12 protein-coding genes are annotated in these 19,247 nt (G+C 70.0%); 6 read left to right on the forward strand and 6 right to left on the reverse strand.

Translation table 11 applies throughout. The annotated features are described in order from the left end of the window. The first annotated feature begins 122 nt into the window (after window positions 1–122). Both ACIBI9_RS10005 and ACIBI9_RS10010 read left to right on the forward strand, forming a co-directional pair. Window positions 123–2,633, forward strand: a complete 2,511-nt coding sequence (locus tag ACIBI9_RS10005) for a DNA topoisomerase (ATP-hydrolyzing) subunit A (protein ID WP_397221576.1) — start codon at window positions 123–125, stop codon at window positions 2,631–2,633. 103 nt (window positions 2,634–2,736) lie between these two features. After that, entirely contained in the window at window positions 2,737–5,784 is a 3,048-nt protein-coding gene (locus tag ACIBI9_RS10010; protein ID WP_397221577.1) for a glycoside hydrolase family 3 N-terminal domain-containing protein, read from the forward strand. A 45-nt stretch (window positions 5,785–5,829) separates the two neighbouring features. On the opposite strand, the gene ACIBI9_RS10015 is transcribed toward ACIBI9_RS10010, so the two are convergent. After that, window positions 5,830–6,201: a VOC family protein gene (locus ACIBI9_RS10015; protein WP_397221578.1), complete on the reverse strand. Its 372-nt coding sequence runs from the start codon at window positions 6,199–6,201 to the stop codon at window positions 5,830–5,832. A gap of 56 nt (window positions 6,202–6,257) precedes the next feature. Between ACIBI9_RS10015 and ACIBI9_RS10020 the strand changes: the two genes are divergently transcribed. Next, window positions 6,258–6,821, forward strand: a complete 564-nt coding sequence (locus ACIBI9_RS10020) for a thioredoxin family protein (protein ID WP_397221580.1) — start codon at window positions 6,258–6,260, stop codon at window positions 6,819–6,821. A gap of 128 nt (window positions 6,822–6,949) precedes the next feature. Here the strand turns inward: ACIBI9_RS10020 and ACIBI9_RS10025 are convergent, their stop codons facing one another. After that, window positions 6,950–7,267, reverse strand: a complete 318-nt coding sequence (locus ACIBI9_RS10025; RefSeq protein WP_397221581.1) for a hypothetical protein — start codon at window positions 7,265–7,267, stop codon at window positions 6,950–6,952. A gap of 139 nt (window positions 7,268–7,406) precedes the next feature. On the opposite strand from ACIBI9_RS10025, the gene ACIBI9_RS10030 reads away from it, so the two are divergent. Then, window positions 7,407–7,901, forward strand: a complete 495-nt coding sequence (locus tag ACIBI9_RS10030) for a beta-class carbonic anhydrase (RefSeq protein WP_397221582.1) — start codon at window positions 7,407–7,409, stop codon at window positions 7,899–7,901. A 1,435-nt stretch (window positions 7,902–9,336) separates the two neighbouring features. Here ACIBI9_RS10030 and ACIBI9_RS10035 read toward each other — a convergent pair. Continuing rightward, complete coding sequence (locus ACIBI9_RS10035) at window positions 9,337–11,403, reverse strand: type IIA DNA topoisomerase subunit B (RefSeq protein ID WP_397221583.1); 2,067 nt, start codon at window positions 11,401–11,403, stop codon at window positions 9,337–9,339. Between the two features lie 247 nt (window positions 11,404–11,650). Here ACIBI9_RS10035 and ACIBI9_RS10040 point away from each other — a divergent pair, with 247 nt between their 5' ends. Beyond that, complete coding sequence (locus ACIBI9_RS10040) at window positions 11,651–11,881, forward strand: hypothetical protein (protein ID WP_043614520.1); 231 nt, start codon at window positions 11,651–11,653, stop codon at window positions 11,879–11,881. A 746-nt stretch (window positions 11,882–12,627) separates the two neighbouring features. Here the strand turns inward: ACIBI9_RS10040 and ACIBI9_RS10045 are convergent. Continuing rightward, on the reverse strand, window positions 12,628–13,368 hold the full coding sequence (locus ACIBI9_RS10045; RefSeq protein ID WP_397221585.1) for a GNAT family N-acetyltransferase: 741 nt from the start codon (window positions 13,366–13,368) through the stop codon (window positions 12,628–12,630). Window positions 13,369–13,759: 391 nt separating this feature from the next. On the opposite strand from ACIBI9_RS10045, the gene ACIBI9_RS10050 reads away from it, so the two are divergent. Next, a complete protein-coding gene (locus ACIBI9_RS10050; protein WP_397221587.1) occupies window positions 13,760–14,506 on the forward strand; it encodes a YaaA family protein in 747 nt (248 codons plus the stop codon). A gap of 715 nt (window positions 14,507–15,221) precedes the next feature. On the opposite strand, the gene ACIBI9_RS10055 is transcribed toward ACIBI9_RS10050, so the two are convergent. Beyond that, the gene (locus ACIBI9_RS10055) at window positions 15,222–16,874 is read right to left on the reverse strand and encodes an RNA polymerase sigma factor (protein ID WP_397221589.1); all 1,653 of its coding nucleotides are present in this window, start codon (window positions 16,872–16,874) and stop codon (window positions 15,222–15,224) included. Between the two features lie 242 nt (window positions 16,875–17,116). Beyond that, on the reverse strand, window positions 17,117–19,213 hold the full coding sequence (locus ACIBI9_RS10060) for a SpoIIE family protein phosphatase (protein WP_397221590.1): 2,097 nt from the start codon (window positions 19,211–19,213) through the stop codon (window positions 17,117–17,119). Window positions 19,214–19,247 lie beyond the last annotated feature (34 nt).

Raw genomic sequence — 19,247 nt, forward strand, 5'->3', positions numbered from 1 at the left:
ACGTATGACCCAAGCAATTGCTTGGTCAAGGGGCGTTCGGGAGAGCCTTCCGTACAGGCCGGTCGCGACTTGTGACGCCAACGAGTCGCGGGCACCCGAATACCTTCGGCACAATGTTCGACATGGCCCGACGCACGACTGCACCCCCGCCCGAGGACTTCGAGGAGCGGATCGTCGACATCGACGTCACCTCCGAGATGCGCACCAGCTATCTCGAGTACGCCTACTCGGTGATCTACCAGCGCGCCCTGCCCGACGCGCGCGACGGCCTCAAGCCCGTGCAGCGTCGCATCCTCTACTCGATGAGTGAGATGGGCCTGCGACCGGATCGCGGCCACGTCAAGTCGTCGCGCGTCGTCGGCGACGTCATGGGCAAGCTGCACCCCCATGGCGACAGCGCCATCTACGACGCCCTCGTGCGCCTGGCGCAGCCGTTCTCCATGCGCCTGCCGCTCGTCGACGGCCACGGCAACTTCGGCTCCCCCGACGACCTACCCGCCGCCATGCGTTACACCGAGGCGAGGCTGGCCCCGGCGGCGATGCTCATGGTCGACGCCCTCGACGAGGACACCGTCGACTTCAAGCCCAACTACGACGGCCAGGAGACCGAGCCGGTCGTCATGCCGTCGGCGTTCCCCAACCTGCTGGTCAACGGCACCAGCGGCATCGCGGTCGGCATGGCCACCAACATGGCGCCGCACAACCTCAACGAGGTCGTGGCCGCCGCCCGCCACCTGATCAAGAAGCCGGACGCGACGCTGGACGAGCTGATGACGTTCGTGCCGGGTCCCGACCTGCCGACGGGCGGCTCGATCATCGGGCTGCAGGGCGTGCGCGACGCGTACGAGACCGGCCGTGGCACGTTCCGCATGCGGGCCAAGTGCGCGGTCGAGCAGATCACGCCCCGCCGCAAGGGCATCGTCGTCACCGAGCTCCCCTACAACGTCGGCCCCGAGCGCGTCGTCACCAAGATCAAGGAGCTGGTGACGTCCAAGAAGCTCCAGGGCATCGCCGACCTCAAGGACCTCACCGACCGCCACAAGGGCCTCCGGCTGGTCATCGAGATCAAGAACGGCTTCATCCCCGAGGCCGTCCTCGAGGAGCTCTACCGGCTGACGCCGATGGAGGAGACGTTCGGCATCAACAACGTCGCCCTCGTCGACGGCGAGCCGCGCACGCTCGGCCTGCGCGAGATGCTCCAGGTCTACGTCGACCACCGGCTCGAGGTGGTGCGCCGCAGGTCGGAGTTCAGGCGGCGCAAGCGCGAGGAGCGCCTCCACCTGGTCGACGGCCTCATCATCGCCCTGCTCAACATCGACGAGGTCATCCAGGTCATCCGCTCCTCCGATGACTCGGCCCAGGCGCGCGCGCGGCTGATGGAAGTGTTCGACCTGACCGAGATCCAGGCCGCCTACATCCTGGACACGCCGCTGCGCCGGCTCACCAGGTTCGACAAGCTGGAGCTGGACCGGGAGAAGGAGACGCTGAGCGACGAGATCGCCAAGCTGACCGAGATCCTCTCCTCCGACACCAAGCTGCGCCAGGTGGTCTCGGGCGAACTCGCCGACGTGGCCAAGAAGTACGGCATGCCGCGTCGCACCGTCCTGCTGGAGGCGCCCGGCGTCACCCGCACCCCGGTCGCGGTCGTGGACCTGCAGGTGGCCGACGACCCGTGCCTGGCGCTGCTGTCCTCGACCGGCCTGCTGGCCCGCACCTCCGACGCCACGCCGCTGTCAGGCGAGGGCGAACGCTCGGCGCACGACGTGCTGGTGTCGGTCGTGAGGACGTCGGTACGCGGTGAGGTGGGCGTGGTGACGTCGCTGGGCCGGCTGATCCGGATCCAGGTCGTCGACCTGCCGACCCTGCCGACCACGGCCAACCCGCCGTCCCTGTCGGGCGGGCACCCGGTGTCCGAATACGTCTCGCTGCAGCCCGACGAGAAGGTGGTCGGGCTGGGCTCCCTCGACCCCGACGGCCCCGGCCTGGCCCTGGGCACGGCGCAGGGCGTGGTCAAGCGGGTGGTGCCCGACTACCCGGCCAACCGCGACGACTTCGAAGTGATCACGCTGAAGGACGGCGACACCGTGGTGGGCGCGGTCGAGCTGGTGTCGGAGTCGCACGACCTGGTGTTCATCTCCTCCGACGCCCAGCTCCTGCGCTACCCGGCCTCGCAGGTGCGCCCGCAGGGCCGCCCGGCGGGCGGCATGGCGGGCATCCGGCTCGACGGCGGGGCGCGGGTGATCTGGTTCGGGGTGGTGGATCCCGAGCGTCCCGCGCACGTGGTCACGATCGCGGGCTCCTCGACGGCGCTGCCCGGCACGCAGGTGGGCGGCGGCAAGGTGTCCGACTACGCCGAGTTCCCGCCCAAGGGACGGGCGACGGGCGGGGTCCGGGCGCAGCGGTTCCTGAAGGGCGAGGACGAGCTGCTGCTGGCGTGGGCCGGCCCGGCTCCGGCCAAGGCGGTCTCGGCGGTGGGCAAGCCGGTGCCGCTGCCGGAGGAGATCGGCCGCCGCGACGGCTCGGGCGTGCGGCTGACCAACACCATCGGCGCGATCGGCGGCGCCCTGGCCTCTGGGCCCGAGGCCCTGCCGTCCGGGCAGGCCCCGGCCGCCGACGAGCAGACGTCCCTCTGACGCTGTCAGGCGCCCGCGCCGGCGGGCGCCTGTCCGTTGTTATGAATCGCGGATCGGCACCGATCTCATCGGAGAGAGCGCTCTCTCTCCGACTGGAGGTACCGTGTTCCGATCCAGACCCCCGTTATGGGTGGCCCTTTCCCTGGTCGCCGCCCTGATCGTCGCACCACGGGCGGCCGCGGCCGCCGATCCCCTCACGATCACCGATTTCGAGTCGGACAGCGTTCCCTCAGGCGTGTACGCCTGGGGCAACGACGCGGCCTCGACCCCCGCGCTCACGATCGCGCCGGGCCCCGGCAGACCGGGAGCCCCCGCGACCAACCGGGTGCTCAAGTCGGTCTACAACGTGAGTCAGTGGGGCGGCTGGTCGCACGATCTGGCCGCCACCCAGGACTGGTCCCCGTACGAGGGCTTCTCCTTCTGGGTGAACGGCGCCGCCTCGGGCCAGAAGATCTTCTTCGAGGTCAAGGACGGCGGCGGCGGGGCGGGCGCCGCCGAGCTGTTCGAGTCGTCGTTCACCGACGACACGGCGGGCTGGCGGCAGGTGAAGGTGCCGTTCGGGAGCTTCACCAGGCGCACCGACTACCAGCCCGGCGGCGCGCCGTCCGACGGCGAACTCGACCTGGTCGCCATGTGGGGCTACTCGATGCGGCTCCCGTCCGCCTCGCAGGGCACGCTGGAGTGGGACCAGGTCGAGCTCTACGGGACCGCTCCCCCGCGCCCGGTCAGGCTCTCCACCGACAGGCCCGTCTACCCGGTGAACGAGAAGGGCGAGGCCAAGGTCAGCGTCACGGTCGCCACCGCCGACGGCCGGCCCCTGCCCGCCGACCTGTCCGTGACCTACAAGACGGGTACGGGCACCGCGACCCCCGGCGGCGACTACACGCCCGCCGAGGGCACGCTGACGTTCCACGCGGGCACGGCTTCCGGGGCCGCCAAGGCGTTCACGGTCAGGACGCTGAAGGACGGCCAGGACGAGGTCGCCGAGACCATCCCGATCGAGCTGTCCGGCACGGGCACCAGACCCCCGGCCGAACCCCCGGTCGTCGTGATCAACGCGCACGGCCTGCCCTACCTGAACCCCCGCAAACCGATCAAGGAACGTGTCGCCGACCTGCTCAAGCGGATGACGCTGGACGAGAAGATCGGGCAGATGACGCAGGCCGAGCGCGGCGCGCTGGGCAAGCAGAGCGACATCGCCACGTACGTGCTCGGCTCCCTGCTGTCGGGCGGCGGCTCCACGCCCTCGTCCAACACCCCGCAGGCGTGGGCCGACATGATCGACGCGTTCCAGCTCCAGGCGCAGCGGACCCGGCTCCAGGTGCCGCTGATCTACGGCGTGGACGCCGTGCACGGCCACAACAACGTGGTCGGCGCGACGATCTTCCCCCACAACGTGGGCATGGGCGCCACCCGTGACCCCGACCTCGTCGAACGGGCGGGCGAGATCACCGCCCGCGAGGTCAAGGCCACCGGCATCCCCTGGGACTTCGCGCCGTGCCTGTGCGTGTCGCGCGACGACCGGTGGGGGCGGGCCTACGAGTCGTTCGGGGAGGACCCGGCGCTGGTGTCGCGGATGGCCACGGTCATCGACGGCCTGCAGGACAACGGGGTGCTGGCCACGGCCAAGCACTACGTCGGCGACGGCGGCACCGCGTACGGCTCCTCGACCAGCGGCGACTACACCATCGACCAGGGCGTCACCAAGGTCGGCCGCCAGGAGCTGGAGGCGGTCCATCTGGCGCCGTTCGTGGAGGCGGTCAGGCGCGGCGTGGCCACCGTCATGCCGTCGTTCTCCAGCGTCGACTTCGGTGACGGCCCGCTCAAGATGCACGCCCACAAGGAGCTGATCACGGACGTGCTCAAGGGCCGGCTGGGCTTCAAGGGGTTCGTGATCAGCGACTGGCAGGCCATCGACCAGATCCCCGGCGACTATCCGAGCGACGTGCGCACGTCCGTCAACGCCGGGCTCGACATGATCATGGTGCCGTACGCCTACCCGGCCTTCGAGAGCACGCTGAAGGCCGAGGTCGAGGCCGGGCGCGTGCCGCTCAGCCGGGTGGACGACGCGGTCGCCAGGATCCTGACCCAGAAGTTCCGGCTGGGGCTGTTCGAGCACCCGTACGCCGACCGGTCAGGGATCGGCGACGTCGGCTCGGCGGCGCACCGGGCGGTCGCGCGCACGGCGGCGGCAAGGTCGCAGGTGCTGCTGAAGAACGACGGCGGCCTGCTCCCCCTGCGCCGCGACGCCAGGGTCTACGTGGCCGGCTCGAACGCCGACGACATCGGCAACCAGACCGGCGGCTGGACGATCACCTGGCAGGGCTCGTCCGGGCCGATCACCCCCGGCACCACGATCCTGTCGGCCGTCCGCTCCCGCGCCTCCTCCGTGACGTACTCGCGCGACGCCTCGGCCGACCTGGCCGGGCACGACGTGGGCGTCGTGGTGGTGGGCGAGACACCGTACGCCGAGGGACAGGGCGACGTGGGCCGCGCCGGGCGCACGCTGGACCTGTCGGCCGCCGACCGGGCCGCGATCGACAAGGTGTGCGGGGCGATGAAGTGCGCGGTCCTGGTCGTCTCCGGGCGTCCGCTGCAGCTCGGCGACCTGTCGGGCGTCGAGGCCGTGGTGGCCTCCTGGCTGCCGGGCACCGAGGGCGCGGGGGTGGCCGACCCGCTGTTCGGGGCGGTGCCGTACACGGGGCGGCTGCCGTTCACCTGGTTCCGCTCGGTGGCGCAGCTGCCGATCAACGTGGGCGACGCGGCTTATGACCCGCTCTGGCCTTACGGGTGGGGGCTGCGTACCGACCGGGCCCGCGACCGGCTCAAGGCGGCCCGCGACCGGCTCGCCTCCGGTGACGGCTTCTCCAAGGCCGCGTCGCTGGTCCTCACGCTGCCCGCCCGCGCCTGGAACGCCGACGGGGCCGTACGTGACGCACGGGCCGTCCTGGGCGCCCTGGGCACGGCCGCGACGCTGCTCGAACGGTCGAAGACGGACGCGTACACCGTGGACGACGCCGTCGTGTCGGTGGCCAGGGACGTCGCGCAGAGCGCGGGCAGGCGGCCCGACCTGCAGGCGGCGGCCGACCACGAGCTGGCGGCGGGCAACCTGAGGAAGGCGGTGGACCTCCTGGCCCAGGCCGCCCGCTGAGGTCATGAGGGGCTGTCCCCGCCGGGGCGGGGGCAGCCCCTCGCGTCAGTCGCGGCAGAGGCAGAACGGATGTCCGGCCGGATCCAGGAACACCCGGAAGCTGTCGTCCTCGCTCGGCTGGTGCTCGTGCTTGGTCGCGCCGATCTCGAGCACCTGCTTCTCCGCCTCCTCCATGTCGACGACCGTCACGTCGAGGTGGAACTGCTGAGGGCGCTCCGGGTCCGGCCACGTGGGCGGCCGGAAGTCGGGCGCGAGCTGGAACGCCACTCGCTTGGGAGCCCCGCCGTCGCTCACCACCACCCAGTCGTCATCCACGTGGGTGACGGGCCAGCCCAACAGCTGAGAGTAGAACTCGGCCAGCCCCTTGGGGTCGGGACAGTCGAGCACGATAGTGCGGAACTCCGCGATGCCACTCACTCGATTCACCTCTCAGATTCGTTTTGCGGGCACGTCCGCAGACAAGAATGGATGCCATGGCTGCCAACTCGTACATGGTGCCGCTCGGCACCCCAGCACCCGCGTTCGACCTGACCGCCATCGACGGCGGCAGCGTCTCGCTCGGGGATCTCAAGGGCTCACCCGCCACTCTGGTGGTCTTCCTGTCCAATCACTGCCCTTACGTGCGGCACATCGAGAAGGGCCTCGGCGCCCTGGCCGCCGACTACGGCGCGAGGGTCTCGATCGTCGCGATCTGCAGCAACGACAGCGTGAATTACCCGGACGACGATCCGGTACACCTGGCGGAGCAGGCCGCCCGGGCCGGGTTCACGTTCCCGTACCTGCTGGACGACACCCAGGAGGTCGCCAAGGCCTACCGGGCGGCGTGCACGCCGGACTTCTTCCTGTACGACGCGCATCTGCAGCTCGTCTACCGGGGCGAGTTCGACGGCGCCAGGCCGGGCAACTCGGTGCCGGTGACCGGCGAGTCGCTGCGCGCGGCCATCGACGCCGTGCTCGAGGGCGAGCCGGTGCCCGAGGAGCAGAACCCGTCACTCGGCTGCGGCATCAAGTGGAAGCCGGGCAACGCTCCCGCGTGATCGGGATCTCGGCCGCCACGTTCGCCGGGGTCGAGGAGTAGGCCAGGGCGCACAGTGCCCCGTTCCTCGACCCCGTGCGGGCCGGCGACGCCCATGTGGCCGACTTTCTACGTGGGCGTCCTGGCCGCTCAGGCGCCGGCGGCGCTGACGGCGGGCGGGAGGGCCAGCAGCAGTTCGTGCGGCTCGCCGCCGTCCCAGTGGCGGATCAGCCGGTTGCCCGCCTCACCGGGGTCGAAGTTCTCGCACCCCAGGGGCCCGTAGCAGCCCGCCTGGTCCAGCATGAGGATCAGAGGGTCGTCGTCGGGCAGGCTGGCCGCGTAGACGGCGGTGTCGAGGAGAGCCAGGGCCAGCCTGGCGTTGCGACCGCCGTCCTTGGACTCCACGCGGTCGAGGCGGCGCCGGGCTTGGGCACGGAGATACGCAGCGAGCGATTCGGACCTACTCACGACAAACCTTCTTCGATCACGTACATACGGCTACGACATCATCACGCAAGGTGACGGTTTTTCGTGGGACGTTTGCAAACTCCAGCCAGTCGCCACCCCGTCCATCACCGACTTTGGGGCGCAGTGCATCATTTGTTGCATGAGTGCGTTCGACGACCTGTATGCCGCCAACGCGAAGTTTGCCAAGAAGTTCGGAAACTCCGGCCTCACCGGCCGCGCCGGCCGCGGACTGGCCGTCGTGACCTGCATGGACTCCCGCATCGACCCGCTCGGGCTGCTGGGCCTGAAGCCCGGCGACGCCAAGATCCTGCGCAACGCGGGCGCCCGGGTGACGGACGACGTCCTGCGTACCCTGGTGCTGGCCGTCTACCTGCTCGGCGTGGAACGCGTGCTCGTCATGCCCCACACGGACTGCGGCATGGCCAAGGTCACCGACCCGGACGTCCACGCCCTCACCCAGGAGCGCGGGGTGGACACCCGCAGCCTGGAGTTCCACACGGTCCCGGACCAGAACGAGGCGCTCCGCCATGACCTCACCCGCATCAGGACCAGCCCGTTCCTGCCAGAGGGCATGCCGATCGCGGGGGCCATCTACGACGTCCGCACGGGGCTTCTGACGCCTGCGGGGTTCTGAGCGAGTTCAGCTGAAGTGAGCGGCCGCCCGGCCGCACACGCGACCGGGCCCGCCCCTGCGGCGCGCACGAGAAGACGCGCTTCGGCCGATCCGAGCTCTCCCCTGTCCTGCCGGCGACTTCGGGGCTCTGCGACGGCAGCTGCGGTCGGGCAAGCTCACCATCGTTGCGAGACTGCCTGAGCCGCCGCGACCGAAGCTCGTGAACGCGCACGCCCTCACGCCGCGCGCGGCTACATCCCGCCCCCGAAACGCCCGAGCCGTCCCAATCGAGCAGCCCGCACACCAGAACCCCGAGCCCACCCGATCAAGCCACACACCAGAAACCCGCGGCCAACGAGGCAGCCCCGCATGCCTGAAACCCTCAGCCCACCACAACCCGCCAGCCCCGCACACCAGAAACCCTCAGCCCAACACAACCCGCCAGCCCCGCACACCAGAAACCCTCAGCCCAACACAACCTGCCAGCGCCGCAGACCAGAAATGCCCACTGGCCTGAAACCGTCGGCCCACCACAACCGGGCAGCCCCGCACGCCTGAAACCCTCGGCTCACCACAATCGGGCAACCCCGCATGCCAGAAGCCCCGAGCGCACAACAGCTAGGCACCCCGCATGCCAGAAGCTCCGAGCCCGCCTCAACCAAGCAAGCCGCACACCGAGAGCACATCCAACGCGGCCGCACCCGGACAGGCCCCAGCATCGCGGGCCTCAGGATCGACACCGAGGCGCGTATCACGCACATAGGGACCACGGATGCCCCGCTCTGCGCCTCAGAGCCCCGAGAGGCCCGAGAGGCCGCGCCGAGCCGCACACCGGCCCACCAACCCCAGGTGATCGCCAAACGGCCCTACAGGCGCCTCAGGGACGCACCTGCACGCCTCAGGAACATCCCCGGCCGCACCCAGCAAGCTCTCCGGCCCAACCATGGGCGACTTCCCAGCCGCCAGCCGCGACCCTGGACGGCTTCCCAGCCGACCGCAGTCTTGGACGGTCTCCCAGCGGCCGACCGCGACCCCTGGACGGTCTTGCAGCCGCCAGCCGCGACCCTGGGCGGCTTCCCGGCCGCCAGCCGCGGCCCTGGGCGGCCTCCTAGCCGACCGCAGCCCAGGGTGGTCTCCCGGCCGCCGACCGCGGCCTTGAGCGGTCTCCCGGCCGCCGACCGCGGCCCAGGGTGGTCTCCCAGCCGCCAACCGCAGCCCTGGGCGGCCTCCTAGCCGACCGCAGCCCAGGGTGGTCTCCCGGCCGCCGACCGCGGCCTTGAGCGGTCTCCCGGCCGCCGACCGCGGCCCAGGGTGGTCTCCCAGCCGCCAACCGCAGCCCTGGGCGGTCTTGCAGCCGCCCACCGCGGCCTGGGCGGCTTCCCGGCCGCCGACCGCAGCCCAGGGCGGCCTCTCGGCCCGACAGCCGCGTACTCGACCTCGCCGGGCGGCAGAGCAGCTAGGCGTCGATGTGGTCGCGGTCGACCTCGGCGGCGCTGTTGACGATGAACTCCCGCCGAGGCGCCACCTCGCTCCCCATGAGCAGGTTGAAGATGGCCTCGGCTTCCTCGACGTCCTCGATGCGGACCCGGCGCAGGATGCGGTGGCGCGGGTCCATGGTCGTCTCGGCCAGCTGGTCGGCGTCCATCTCGCCCAGACCCTTGTAGCGCTGCACGGGGTCCTTCCACCGCTTGCCCCGGCGTTCGAGGTCCCGCAGCACCTTCTGCAGCTCGGCGTCCGAGTAGCAGTAGATGTACTTCTCCTTGCCCCGGCCGGGGTTGGTCAGCTCGATGCGGTGCAGCGGCGGAACGGCGGCGAACACGCGCCCCGCCTCGACCATCGGCCGCATGTAGCGGTGGAAGAGGGTCAGCAGCAGGCAGCGGATGTGGGCGCCGTCCACGTCGGCGTCGGCCATGAGGATGACCTTGCCGTAGCGGGCGGCCTCGATGTCGAACGAGCGCCCGGACCCGGCCCCGACGACCTGGATGATGGCAGCGCACTCGGCGTTCTTGAGCATGTCGCTCACGGACGCCTTCTGGACGTTGAGGATCTTGCCCCGGATCGGCAGCAGCGCCTGGAACTCCGAGTCGCGGGCCAGCTTGGCCGTGCCGAGCGCCGAGTCGCCCTCGACGATGAACAGCTCGCTGCGGTCGATGCCGTCGCTGCGGCAGTCGACCAGCTTCGCGGGGAGCGCCGAGTTTTCCAGCGCGCTCTTGCGCCGCTGGTTGTCGCGGTGCTCGCGGGCCGCGATGCGCGCCTTGGCGGCGGCGACGATCTTCTCGAGAACGGCGCGCAGCGGCTGCTTGAAGCCGCGCGGCGGGTTGGTGAACAGCTCCCTCAGCTCGCGGGAGACCACGTGGGAGACGATGCGGGTGGCCGCCGAGGTGCCGAGCACCTCCTTGGTCTGGCCCTCGAACTGCGGCTCCGGCACCCGGACCGTGACCACGCCGGTCAGGCCCTCGGAGATGTCGTCCTTGGTGACGGGGTCGTCGCCGTTCTTCAGCAGGCGCGTCTCGCGCAGCAGCTCGTTGATCGTGCGCACCAGACCGCGCTCGAACCCGGTCAGGTGAGTGCCGCCCTTGGGAGTGGCGATCACATTGACGAACGAGCGGACGGTCGACTCGTAGCCCTTGCCCCAGCGGATCGCCACGTCGACGGTGAGCTCGCGCTGCACCTCGGTGGGCGTCATGTGGCCCTGGTCGTCGAGGACCGGCACGGTCTCGTGGAAGTGGCCCATGCCCTGCAGCCGCAGCACCTCGCACACGGCCTCGTCGCGGGCCAGGAACTCGGTGAACTCGGAGATGCCGCCGTCGAAGCGGAACTCCTCCTCGGTGCGCTCCTCGAGCCTGCTGTCATAGACGGCCAGGGTCAGGCCGGGCACCAGGAACGCGGTCTGCCGCAGGCGCACGTGGATCTCGTCGAGCGAGACCTCGGCGTCGGGCAGGAAGATCTGCTTGTCGGCCCAGAAGCGCACGCGGGTGCCGGTGACGTTCTTGGGGAGCTTGTCGCCGATGCGCAGGCCGGACTTCTTCTTGAACTTCGCGGTGGGCCCGGGGGCGTCGAAGATCCCGGGGACGCCGCGGCGGAAGCTGATCTCATGGATCTGGCCGTCGCGGTCGACCTCGACGTCCACCCGCGAGGACAGGGCGTTGACCACGGAGGCGCCGACACCGTGCAGACCGCCGGACGCGCCGTAGGAGCCGCCGCCGAACTTGCCGCCCGCGTGCAGCTTGGTGTAAACGAGCTCGACCCCGGCCAGACCGGTCTTGGGCTCGATGTCGACAGGGATGCCCCGGCCGTTGTCGCGCACCTCGATGGAGCCGTCGGCGTAGAGCTCGACCTCGATGCGGTCACAATGACCCGCCAGCGCCTCGTCAACGCCGTTGTCCACGATCTCCCAGAGGCAGTGCATGAGCCCGCGGCTGTCGGTGGACCCGATGTACATGCCGGGGCGCTTGCGAACTGCTTCCAGGCCCTCAAGCACCGACAGGTGACGAGCCGTGTAACCCGCCTCCACTAGCGTCACTCCAGCTCCCCTGGTCTAGGCATCGAACACGTGTGCGTAGCTTACCGTTCTTCCCACACGCGCGCGTACAAGCTTGCCACGCCGACACGTTTGCCGTTACCAACCGGCTGATCGTCATTACTTTGGGACACATTCCGCTCTGGGCGTAGAGAGGGGGCGGTTGGGAACGTCCACGTCCGGTTAGATGTTGTTCCAAGTGACTGACGCCAGATCCTCGCTTCGGCGGGGGTGACCCGAAAGGCGATACGTGACTGGAGCTCTCGCCCCCGTTAAGCCGCTGACGGCCCTCGACCGCTGCGACCGCTGCGGCGCCCAGGCCTACATTCGCGCGACCCTGCCTGTGGGTGGGGAGTTGCTGTTCTGCGCCCACCATGGGCGTCAGCACATCGCAGCGCTGCGCGAAAAGGGTGCCGACATCCTGGACGAGTCGGCTCGACTCAGCGAAACCCCTTCAATTGCCCCCAACGACGAGCGCTGACGCAGCGCCTGTCGTGCTGAGATAACCACATATAGCGACACGCAGAACGGCGACCCCGGCACCTCCCGGGGCCGCCGTTCTGCGTTCAGCCGCTCGGGTATGACACAGGGCTCGCCGATATGCCCGGAGTACGGCGGTATGCACGCGAACTGGCTGGTCCGCACGCCCACACGCGACTTCGCAACAGCCGCCCGGCTTCGCAGGCAGACACGCGACTTCGCAACAGCCGCCCGGCTTCGCAGGCAGACACGCGGGTGTACGGGCAGACACGCGGCTTCGCGATAGCCGTACGGCTTCGCAGGCAGACACGCGGGTGTACGGGCAGACGTACGGATGCGCACGCAGACGGACACGCAGATGCGCGCACTGCCAACCCCGTGGGCGTGCCGCCATCCCCTTTGCGCGCAGATCCCCGTGTGCACGGCGGAATCCCCGTTGCGTCTACGCAACCCCGTGTGAACGCTGCCATCCCTTTGGCGCGCGACACCCATGCGCACGACCGAATCCCCGTTTCCACGGCCGAATCCCATTCGTCCAGGCATCCCCGTGCGCACGCCGCCATCCCTTTGGCGCGGACACCCCATGCGCACGGCGCGAGCCCCTCTGCGTGCAGGCCTCTCGGTGGGCGCACTGCCATCCTCAGGTGTGCGCAGGCGTCCGAGTGTGCGGCATCGCAGGACCCAGAGCCGCAAGGTCACCAGGTCCGGTGGTTACGCGTCCGCGCCCAGAGCGACGGCGAGGCCCCCTCAGCGGACCCGGTAGTGGTACCGGTCCACGATCTCGAACCCCTCACCCCGGTAGAGCGCCTGCGCGGCCAGGTTCGGGGCCGTGGTGACCAAATAGGCGGATTTCGCATCCGCATGCCGCACGAGCGCCCGGATGACCGCACGAGCGAGTCCTCGGCGGCGGGCCTGGGGCAGGGTGGCCATGCAGTAGATGCCAAGCGTGTCACTCTGCGAGGACGCCTGGTCCTGAGACGCACCGTACGTGTCGGCCTGGGGCACGGCCCGGCCCACGGCAAGCGCCACGCCGTCCTCCTCGAACGCCGCATACCAGGCGGGCACTCCGGTGCAGATGCGCTCCGCTTCCGCGAACCCGGTGCCGTAACGACCGTCCACGGCCCACCAGGTCTCCAGCCAGCCCTGCCACGGCCGATCCTCGATCCTCACCTTGTGAGGGGACGAAGGGCCGACGGGCGAGCCGGCCATGATGACGGTCGGATCGACCAGCTCATAGCCTCTTCGTTCCAGCTCCTCGTCCAGCCCGGGCGTGGCGTTCGGGCCCATTGAGAAGACGCAACGCTGCCCGCGCTCCCCATAAAAGGCCTCCGCCGCCTCGATCGCCCCGTTCAGGTCGGCGGGCTTGTCCAGAGGGAGTACCGAGTTGGCCCGCTTGGTCACGCCACCGGCATAACGAAGCACCCATCCGTCATGGATGCGCTGCTCGTAGGCGGGCCAGGCCTCGTGGACAAGAAGGTCGAAATTCACCCGCGCAGCCTAGCCGACCCCCAAATACGCCAACCCTTCCGCATGCCGGGTGCCGGGGGCCGGGGGCCGGGGGCCGGGGGCCGGGGGCCGGGGGCCAGGGGCCGGGGGCCAGGGGCCGAAGCCTCGCCAGAACGCTTCAACAGCGTGCCGGGGCCGACGCCAAGAGCCAGGACTCGCCGCTGCGCCGGGAGCTTGCGCCTGAGGCCGACGATTCGGCGAAGAGCGTGGCCCAGTGGGCGCCGTTGCGGCGGCCGGCCATGTCCGCCCGGTGAGCGTCACCCTGGACAGGGCCCGGCCACGGTCGGCGGGTGGTGCTCACTTGGGCCACCGTAAAAGATTGTGACGGGGACGGCGGGAGAGCCTCCGACCAGGGGCAATAAGGTAGGGGGTTGTGCTGATCCTGTTGCCGCCGTCCGAGGGGAAGGCGCCCGAAGGCAGCGGGCCGCCCGTCGGCGAGCTGTCCTTCCCCACCCTCGACAAGGCCCGCAAGCGCGTGCTGAACGCGCTCGTACGGGCCTCCAAGCGCCGCGACGCCCTCGACGTGCTCGGCCTCACACCGGGACTGGCGGGCGAGCTGGCCAAGAACGCCGCCCTCAAGACCGCCCCCACCCTGCCCGCCGCCGACCTCTACACCGGCGTCCTCTACGACAACCTCGGGCTGGGCACCCTCGACGACGAGGCGCGGAGGCGGGCGGAGGAGTCGGTGCTGATCTTCTCCGGCCTGTGGGGTGTGGTGAAGATCACAGACCTCATTCCGCCGTATCGGCTCTCGATGGGCGTCAATCTCCCGCTTCTCGGAGGGCTGGCCACGTTCTGGCGTCCGTTGATCGCCAAAGAGCTGGACCGGATCTCGGGGCTGGTGGTGGATCTCCGTTCGGCCACATATGCGAATGCTTGGCAGCCTGGGGCGCGGTCGGTGACGGTACGGGTGTTCCGGGACGGCAAGGTCGTCAGCCACATGGCGAAGGCGACCCGGGGCGAGATCGCCCGAGCCCTGCTGCGGCACGACAACGCCCCTGACACCCCTGATGATCTGGCCAAGACCCTCGATGCCCTGGGCTACACCGTCGACCTGGCCGAACCCGCCCGCACCAACCGCCCCTGGACCCTCGACGTGCACGTCACCGACCCGGCGTAAGGGACGCGGGGCGGCTAATGGCCATCGCCGATCGTAGGGGTGTGCCGTTCAAAGGCAGGCCTGCATGGTGGTGAGCACCTCTCGACAGTGACCGTCGGTAGCGGTGCTCCCATGGCGGTTGCTGCACCCGGGCTCGGGCGCGGCGGAGGCACGTTGCGGCTGCGAGACACGATCGCCGGCGCAGCGCCCCGGGCGTGTCGCACGGACGCGGGTTGCCCGGGCGTGTCGCACGGACGCCACGCGGTCCCATGCGCGGGCGCTGGTGACCGGGGCGCGGCCGATGCCGTCGGCGGATGTGGTGGGGCGCCAGAGGTGCATTGAGGCGCCAGTGGTGTGACACACCCACGATGATGCGGCGGCGGTGCAGGTGAAGCTGTGGCCGATGCGCCCGATGGTGCCGCTGAGGCGACAGGAGCGCGGCAAGCCCCAATGCAGCCGCGGTGCTGGGGAGGGGCGATCGAGCCGTTGGGGCGAGGGCGCCGGCGGTGTAGCGGAGGCCCGGTGCTGCTTCGGGGGCGCCAGGAGTGCAAATGGGCCCCTTGCTGTAGTTGAGGCGTCAGGAGCTCGAAAGCCCCTACGGTGCAGCAGGGGCTGTCGAGGGTGTGGCACTGGTGCCCTAGTGCTGCTGAGGCAGCGGGGAGGTGACGCGGGGTTTGGTGGGGAAAGGCCGCCGCCCCGCGCGGAAGACCGGGCGGGGCGGGGGATTCGTGCGAGGTTAGTCCAAGTAGTCCCGGAGGACCTGGGAGCGCGAGGGGTGGCGCAGCTTGGACATGGTCTTCGACTCGATCTGGCGGATGCGCTCACGGGTGACCCCGTAAACCTTGCCGATCTCGTCCAGCGTCTTCGGCTGCCCGTCGGTGAGACCGAAGCGCATCGAGACGACGCCCGCCTCCCGCTCCGACAACGTGTCGAGAACGGAGTGCAGCTGCTCCTGGAGCAGCGTGAAGCTGACGGCGTCGGCTGGGACGATGGCCTCGGAGTCCTCGATGAGGTCGCCGAACTCGCTGTCGCCCTCCTCACCCAGCGGGGTGTGGAGAGAGATGGGCTCACGGCCGTACTTCTGGACCTCGACGACCTTCTCGGGCGTCATGTCCAGCTCGCGGGCCAGCTCTTCCGGCGTGGGCTCGCGGCCCAGGTCCTGCAGCATCTGCCGCTGGACGCGGGCCAGCTTGTTGATCACTTCGACCATGTGGACCGGGATGCGGATGGTCCGCGCCTGGTCCGCCATGGCACGCGTGATCGCCTGCCGGATCCACCACGTGGCGTAGGTGGAGAACTTGTAGCCCTTGGTGTAGTCGAACTTCTCGACGGCCCTGATCAGGCCCAGGTTGCCTTCCTGGATCAGGTCGAGGAAGAGCATGCCGCGGCCGGTGTAGCGCTTGGCCAGCGAGACCACGAGCCGGAGGTTGGCCTCCAGCAAGTGGTTCTTGGCCCGGCGGCCGTCCTCGGCGATCCACTCCAGCTCGGCCTTGACGTCGACCGGCAGACCCTCGGTCTCCCCGCCGCCGAGCTGCTCCTCGGCGAACAGGCCCGCCTCGATGCGCTTGGCGAGCTCGACCTCCTGCTCGGCGTTGAGCAGGGGGACCTTGCCGATCTGCTTGAGGTAGTCCTTGACCGGGTCGGCGGTGGCGCCGGCGGCGGCCACCTGGGCGACCGGGGCATCATCGTCGTCGTCGGACAGGATGAGGACCTCGTCCTCACTCTTCGCGGACACGGCGACCTCGGCGGGCTTGGGCTCGGCCTCGGTTTCGTCGTCGGACTCGTCGTCACCCTCGGAGTCGGAGTCCTCGCTCACGATCTCGTCGTCGTCGACGTCGATGTCCTCGAGGTCCTCCAGCTCCACGTCGCCGTCGAGCTCGATGTCCTCGTCGTCGTCCGCGTCAGCCCGGGACTCGGGCTTCGGCTTGGTCTCGGCAGGCCCAGCGCTCTTCGGCTCGGCCTTCTTGGCGGCGGCGGGAGCCGCGGCCTTCTTCGCCGCCGGAGCGGCCTTCTTGGCAGGGGCCGCCTTCTTGGCGGCCGGCTCGGCTTCAGCGGTGCCCACGACCGCGGTCACGGTCTCGGGCTGCTGCTCTTTGGCGGCGGCCGCCGTCTTGGTCTTGACGGGGGCAGCGGTGCGGCGCTTTGCTGGACCACGAGACTTCTTCGGCGCAGCCGAATCCGCGGCGGTCACCACCACGGTCACGCCCTCTTTGCTGAGGTTCCGCAAGAACGCGGCGGCGTGCGACATGGGGATGTCCGCCTCCTCGAAGGCCTGACGGACATCCTCAGACTCGAGGAAACCCTGCGAGCGCCCACGCTCGAGCAGTCGCTGAATGACGGGCTCGTTCAGCTCTTGTGGCTTCGAGCGAGTCGAACTTGCAGGCGACACGAACACCTCTCGAACGAACGCGTGGCGACTATGGACCCAGATGCCCGCTGGGGGGCTGTTGCCTCTCTCGGAGATCGGTGAGGCCGTGCGGACCGCGACGGACCTGCACAGCATTCTGGCACGACCCCGCGCTCCATACGGCCACCTCCCGGCGGTTGACCTCCACCCTAGGCCGACCGAGACAGTAGTGCGTACGTAAGCGGGGCACTGATACCCGAAAGCAACCGTTATGACTGTTTCATTCAGTCACTCTTCGTGGCTGGCGGGACGTGAATTGCTAGCGCGGTAACGTCATCATCCTGTTCATATCCAGACAACATCCGGTCAACCAGGAAGTCCAGCAACATATGCGGACTACTCACAACTTCAGGCGGGGCTTCGGTCACAACACTGCAAAGGTCTGCCAACCCGGCATCCAGCCCGCGCTTCCTGTTCTCGACGAGACCGTCGGAGTAGAGCACGGCGGTATGGCCGGGCGGCACCACGAACCGGAACTGCCTGCGGCTGGTCGGCCAGCCTAGCGGAGTGCCGGGCTCGGCGTCGCACAGGATCGCCGTGCCCTGCGGCGAAACAAGGACGGGTGGCGGGTGCCCGGCCAGGGCAAGGGTGCCCTCGCCGGTGACCGGCTCCACGACCATGTACGCCAAAGTCGTGACCTGTTCTTCCTCTTCCGTGGCCTCGAAGACCCGGTCGAGACCGGTCAGCACGGCCGCGGGCGGCGGGTTGGTCAGCGCCAGCGCCCGCATGGCGTTGCGGATGCGGCCCATGCCCGCCGCGGCCTTGACGCCCTTGCCCATGACGTCGCCGACGACCGCCGCGACGCGCCCGTCCTGCAGCACGAACGCGTCGTACCAGTCGCCGCCCACCTGGACGTGGCGGCTGCCCGAGCGGAAGCGCTGGGCCAGCACGAGGCCCTTGATCACGGGCAGGCGGTCGGGCAGCAGGCTGCGCTGGAGCGTCTCAGCGGTGCGGTGCTCGCGCTCGAACAGCGTGGCCCGCTCGACCGCCAGCGCGCACTGGCCGGCCAGCGCCTCGAGGAAGACGCCGTCCTCCTGAGAGATCTTCACCGGCCTGGTGAAGGAGAATCGGAGCGCTCCCAGAGCCCGTCCCGCCGCCAGCAGCGGCAGGCCCACCCAGGCGCGCTCGTCGCCGTGGGTGATGAAGTTGGCCAGGATCTCCTCGTCGTCGCCCGCCTCGAGCAACTGGGCCTTCAGCGACTCGGGCGACTCGGCGAAGACCGGCCGGCGGCTGTTGACGGCCATGGTCATCACGTTGGAGTGGGACAGCGGGATCTCGTCACCGGTGATCCCGGAGGCCTCCATGATGCCCTCGCCGTTGATCAGCTTGAGCGCCGCGCGGTCGGGGTCGAGCAGCGCGACGGCCGAGCGGTCGGCGGCCAGGGCCGTGCGGCCCACGTCGATGATGACCTGCACCACCTGCTCGACCGTCAGGGCCTCGGCCAGCTGGGCCGTGGCACCCTGGAGCCGGGCGGTGCGCAGGGCGGCGGCGCCGAGCTGGTCGGTCAGCCTGCCGCGCATCTCCTCGGCCTCGCGCTGCGGGGTGACGTCGGTGTTGGCGCCGACCCACTCGACGACCCGGCCGTGCCTGATGATCGGCACGGCCCGCACCTCGAAGTGGCGGTAGCCGCTGGCCCGGGTGCGCACGCGGTAGTTCCACTCGAACATGGTGCGGCCGCGCAGCGCCTCCCTCCAGGCCTCCTCGGTCTGCTGGCGCTCCTCGGGGTGGACAACCTCCAGCCAGCCGTTGGCGAGGTATTCCTCCAGGCCCTGGCCGGTGATGGCGCGCCACTGGGGAGCGTCCTCGACGACCGCGCCGGTGGGGGAGGTGATCCAGACCAGCTGCGACTGGGCCTCGACGAGCGAGCGGTAGCGCTCCTCGCTGCGGCGCAGCGCCTCCTCGGTCTGGCGGCTCTCGGTCACGTCGAGCCCGACGAGCGCGATCGCGCGCAACTCGCCCGCCGCCTCGTCGTGGACCGGCGAGAACGACAGCGACCAGTGCCTGGTGTCGCCCTCCGCCGTCCGCACGCGTACGCGGCCCTCGGTGACGGGCGCGTCGGTCTCGATGACGGCCTGCACGGCGTGGGTGATGATCTGGCTGAGGTCGGCGGCCAGCACCTCGACCGGCTGCCTGCCGGCCATGCGCTCGGCCGGCACGTTGACGACGTCGCTGAACACGTCGTTGACCCGCTGGATGCGGCCATCGCCGTCGAAGAACGCGAAGGCGAACTCGGCCTCCGACAACATGCCCTTGAACAGAGCGGAGTCCGAGATGTCCACATCCGACTCCCGGGGACGGGGAACGGAGGTCTCGGCGCTCATGGTCCGCACCTCCGTCGCGTGCCAGGGTCTCCCA

The sequence above is a fragment of the Nonomuraea sp. NPDC050451 genome (genome assembly GCF_044458585.1).

Excerpts from the sequence above, each read along its gene's own strand:
- ACIBI9_RS10060 (WP_397221590.1), bottom strand. The coding sequence starts at position 19,213 with ATGAGCGCCGAGACCTCCGTTCCCCGTCCCCGGGAGTCGGATGTGGAC.
- ACIBI9_RS10030 (WP_397221582.1), top strand. The coding sequence starts at position 7,407 with ATGAGTGCGTTCGACGACCTGTATGCCGCCAACGCGAAGTTTGCCAAG.
- ACIBI9_RS10005 (WP_397221576.1), top strand. The coding sequence starts at position 123 with ATGGCCCGACGCACGACTGCACCCCCGCCCGAGGACTTCGAGGAGCGG.
- ACIBI9_RS10020 (WP_397221580.1), top strand. The coding sequence starts at position 6,258 with ATGGCTGCCAACTCGTACATGGTGCCGCTCGGCACCCCAGCACCCGCG.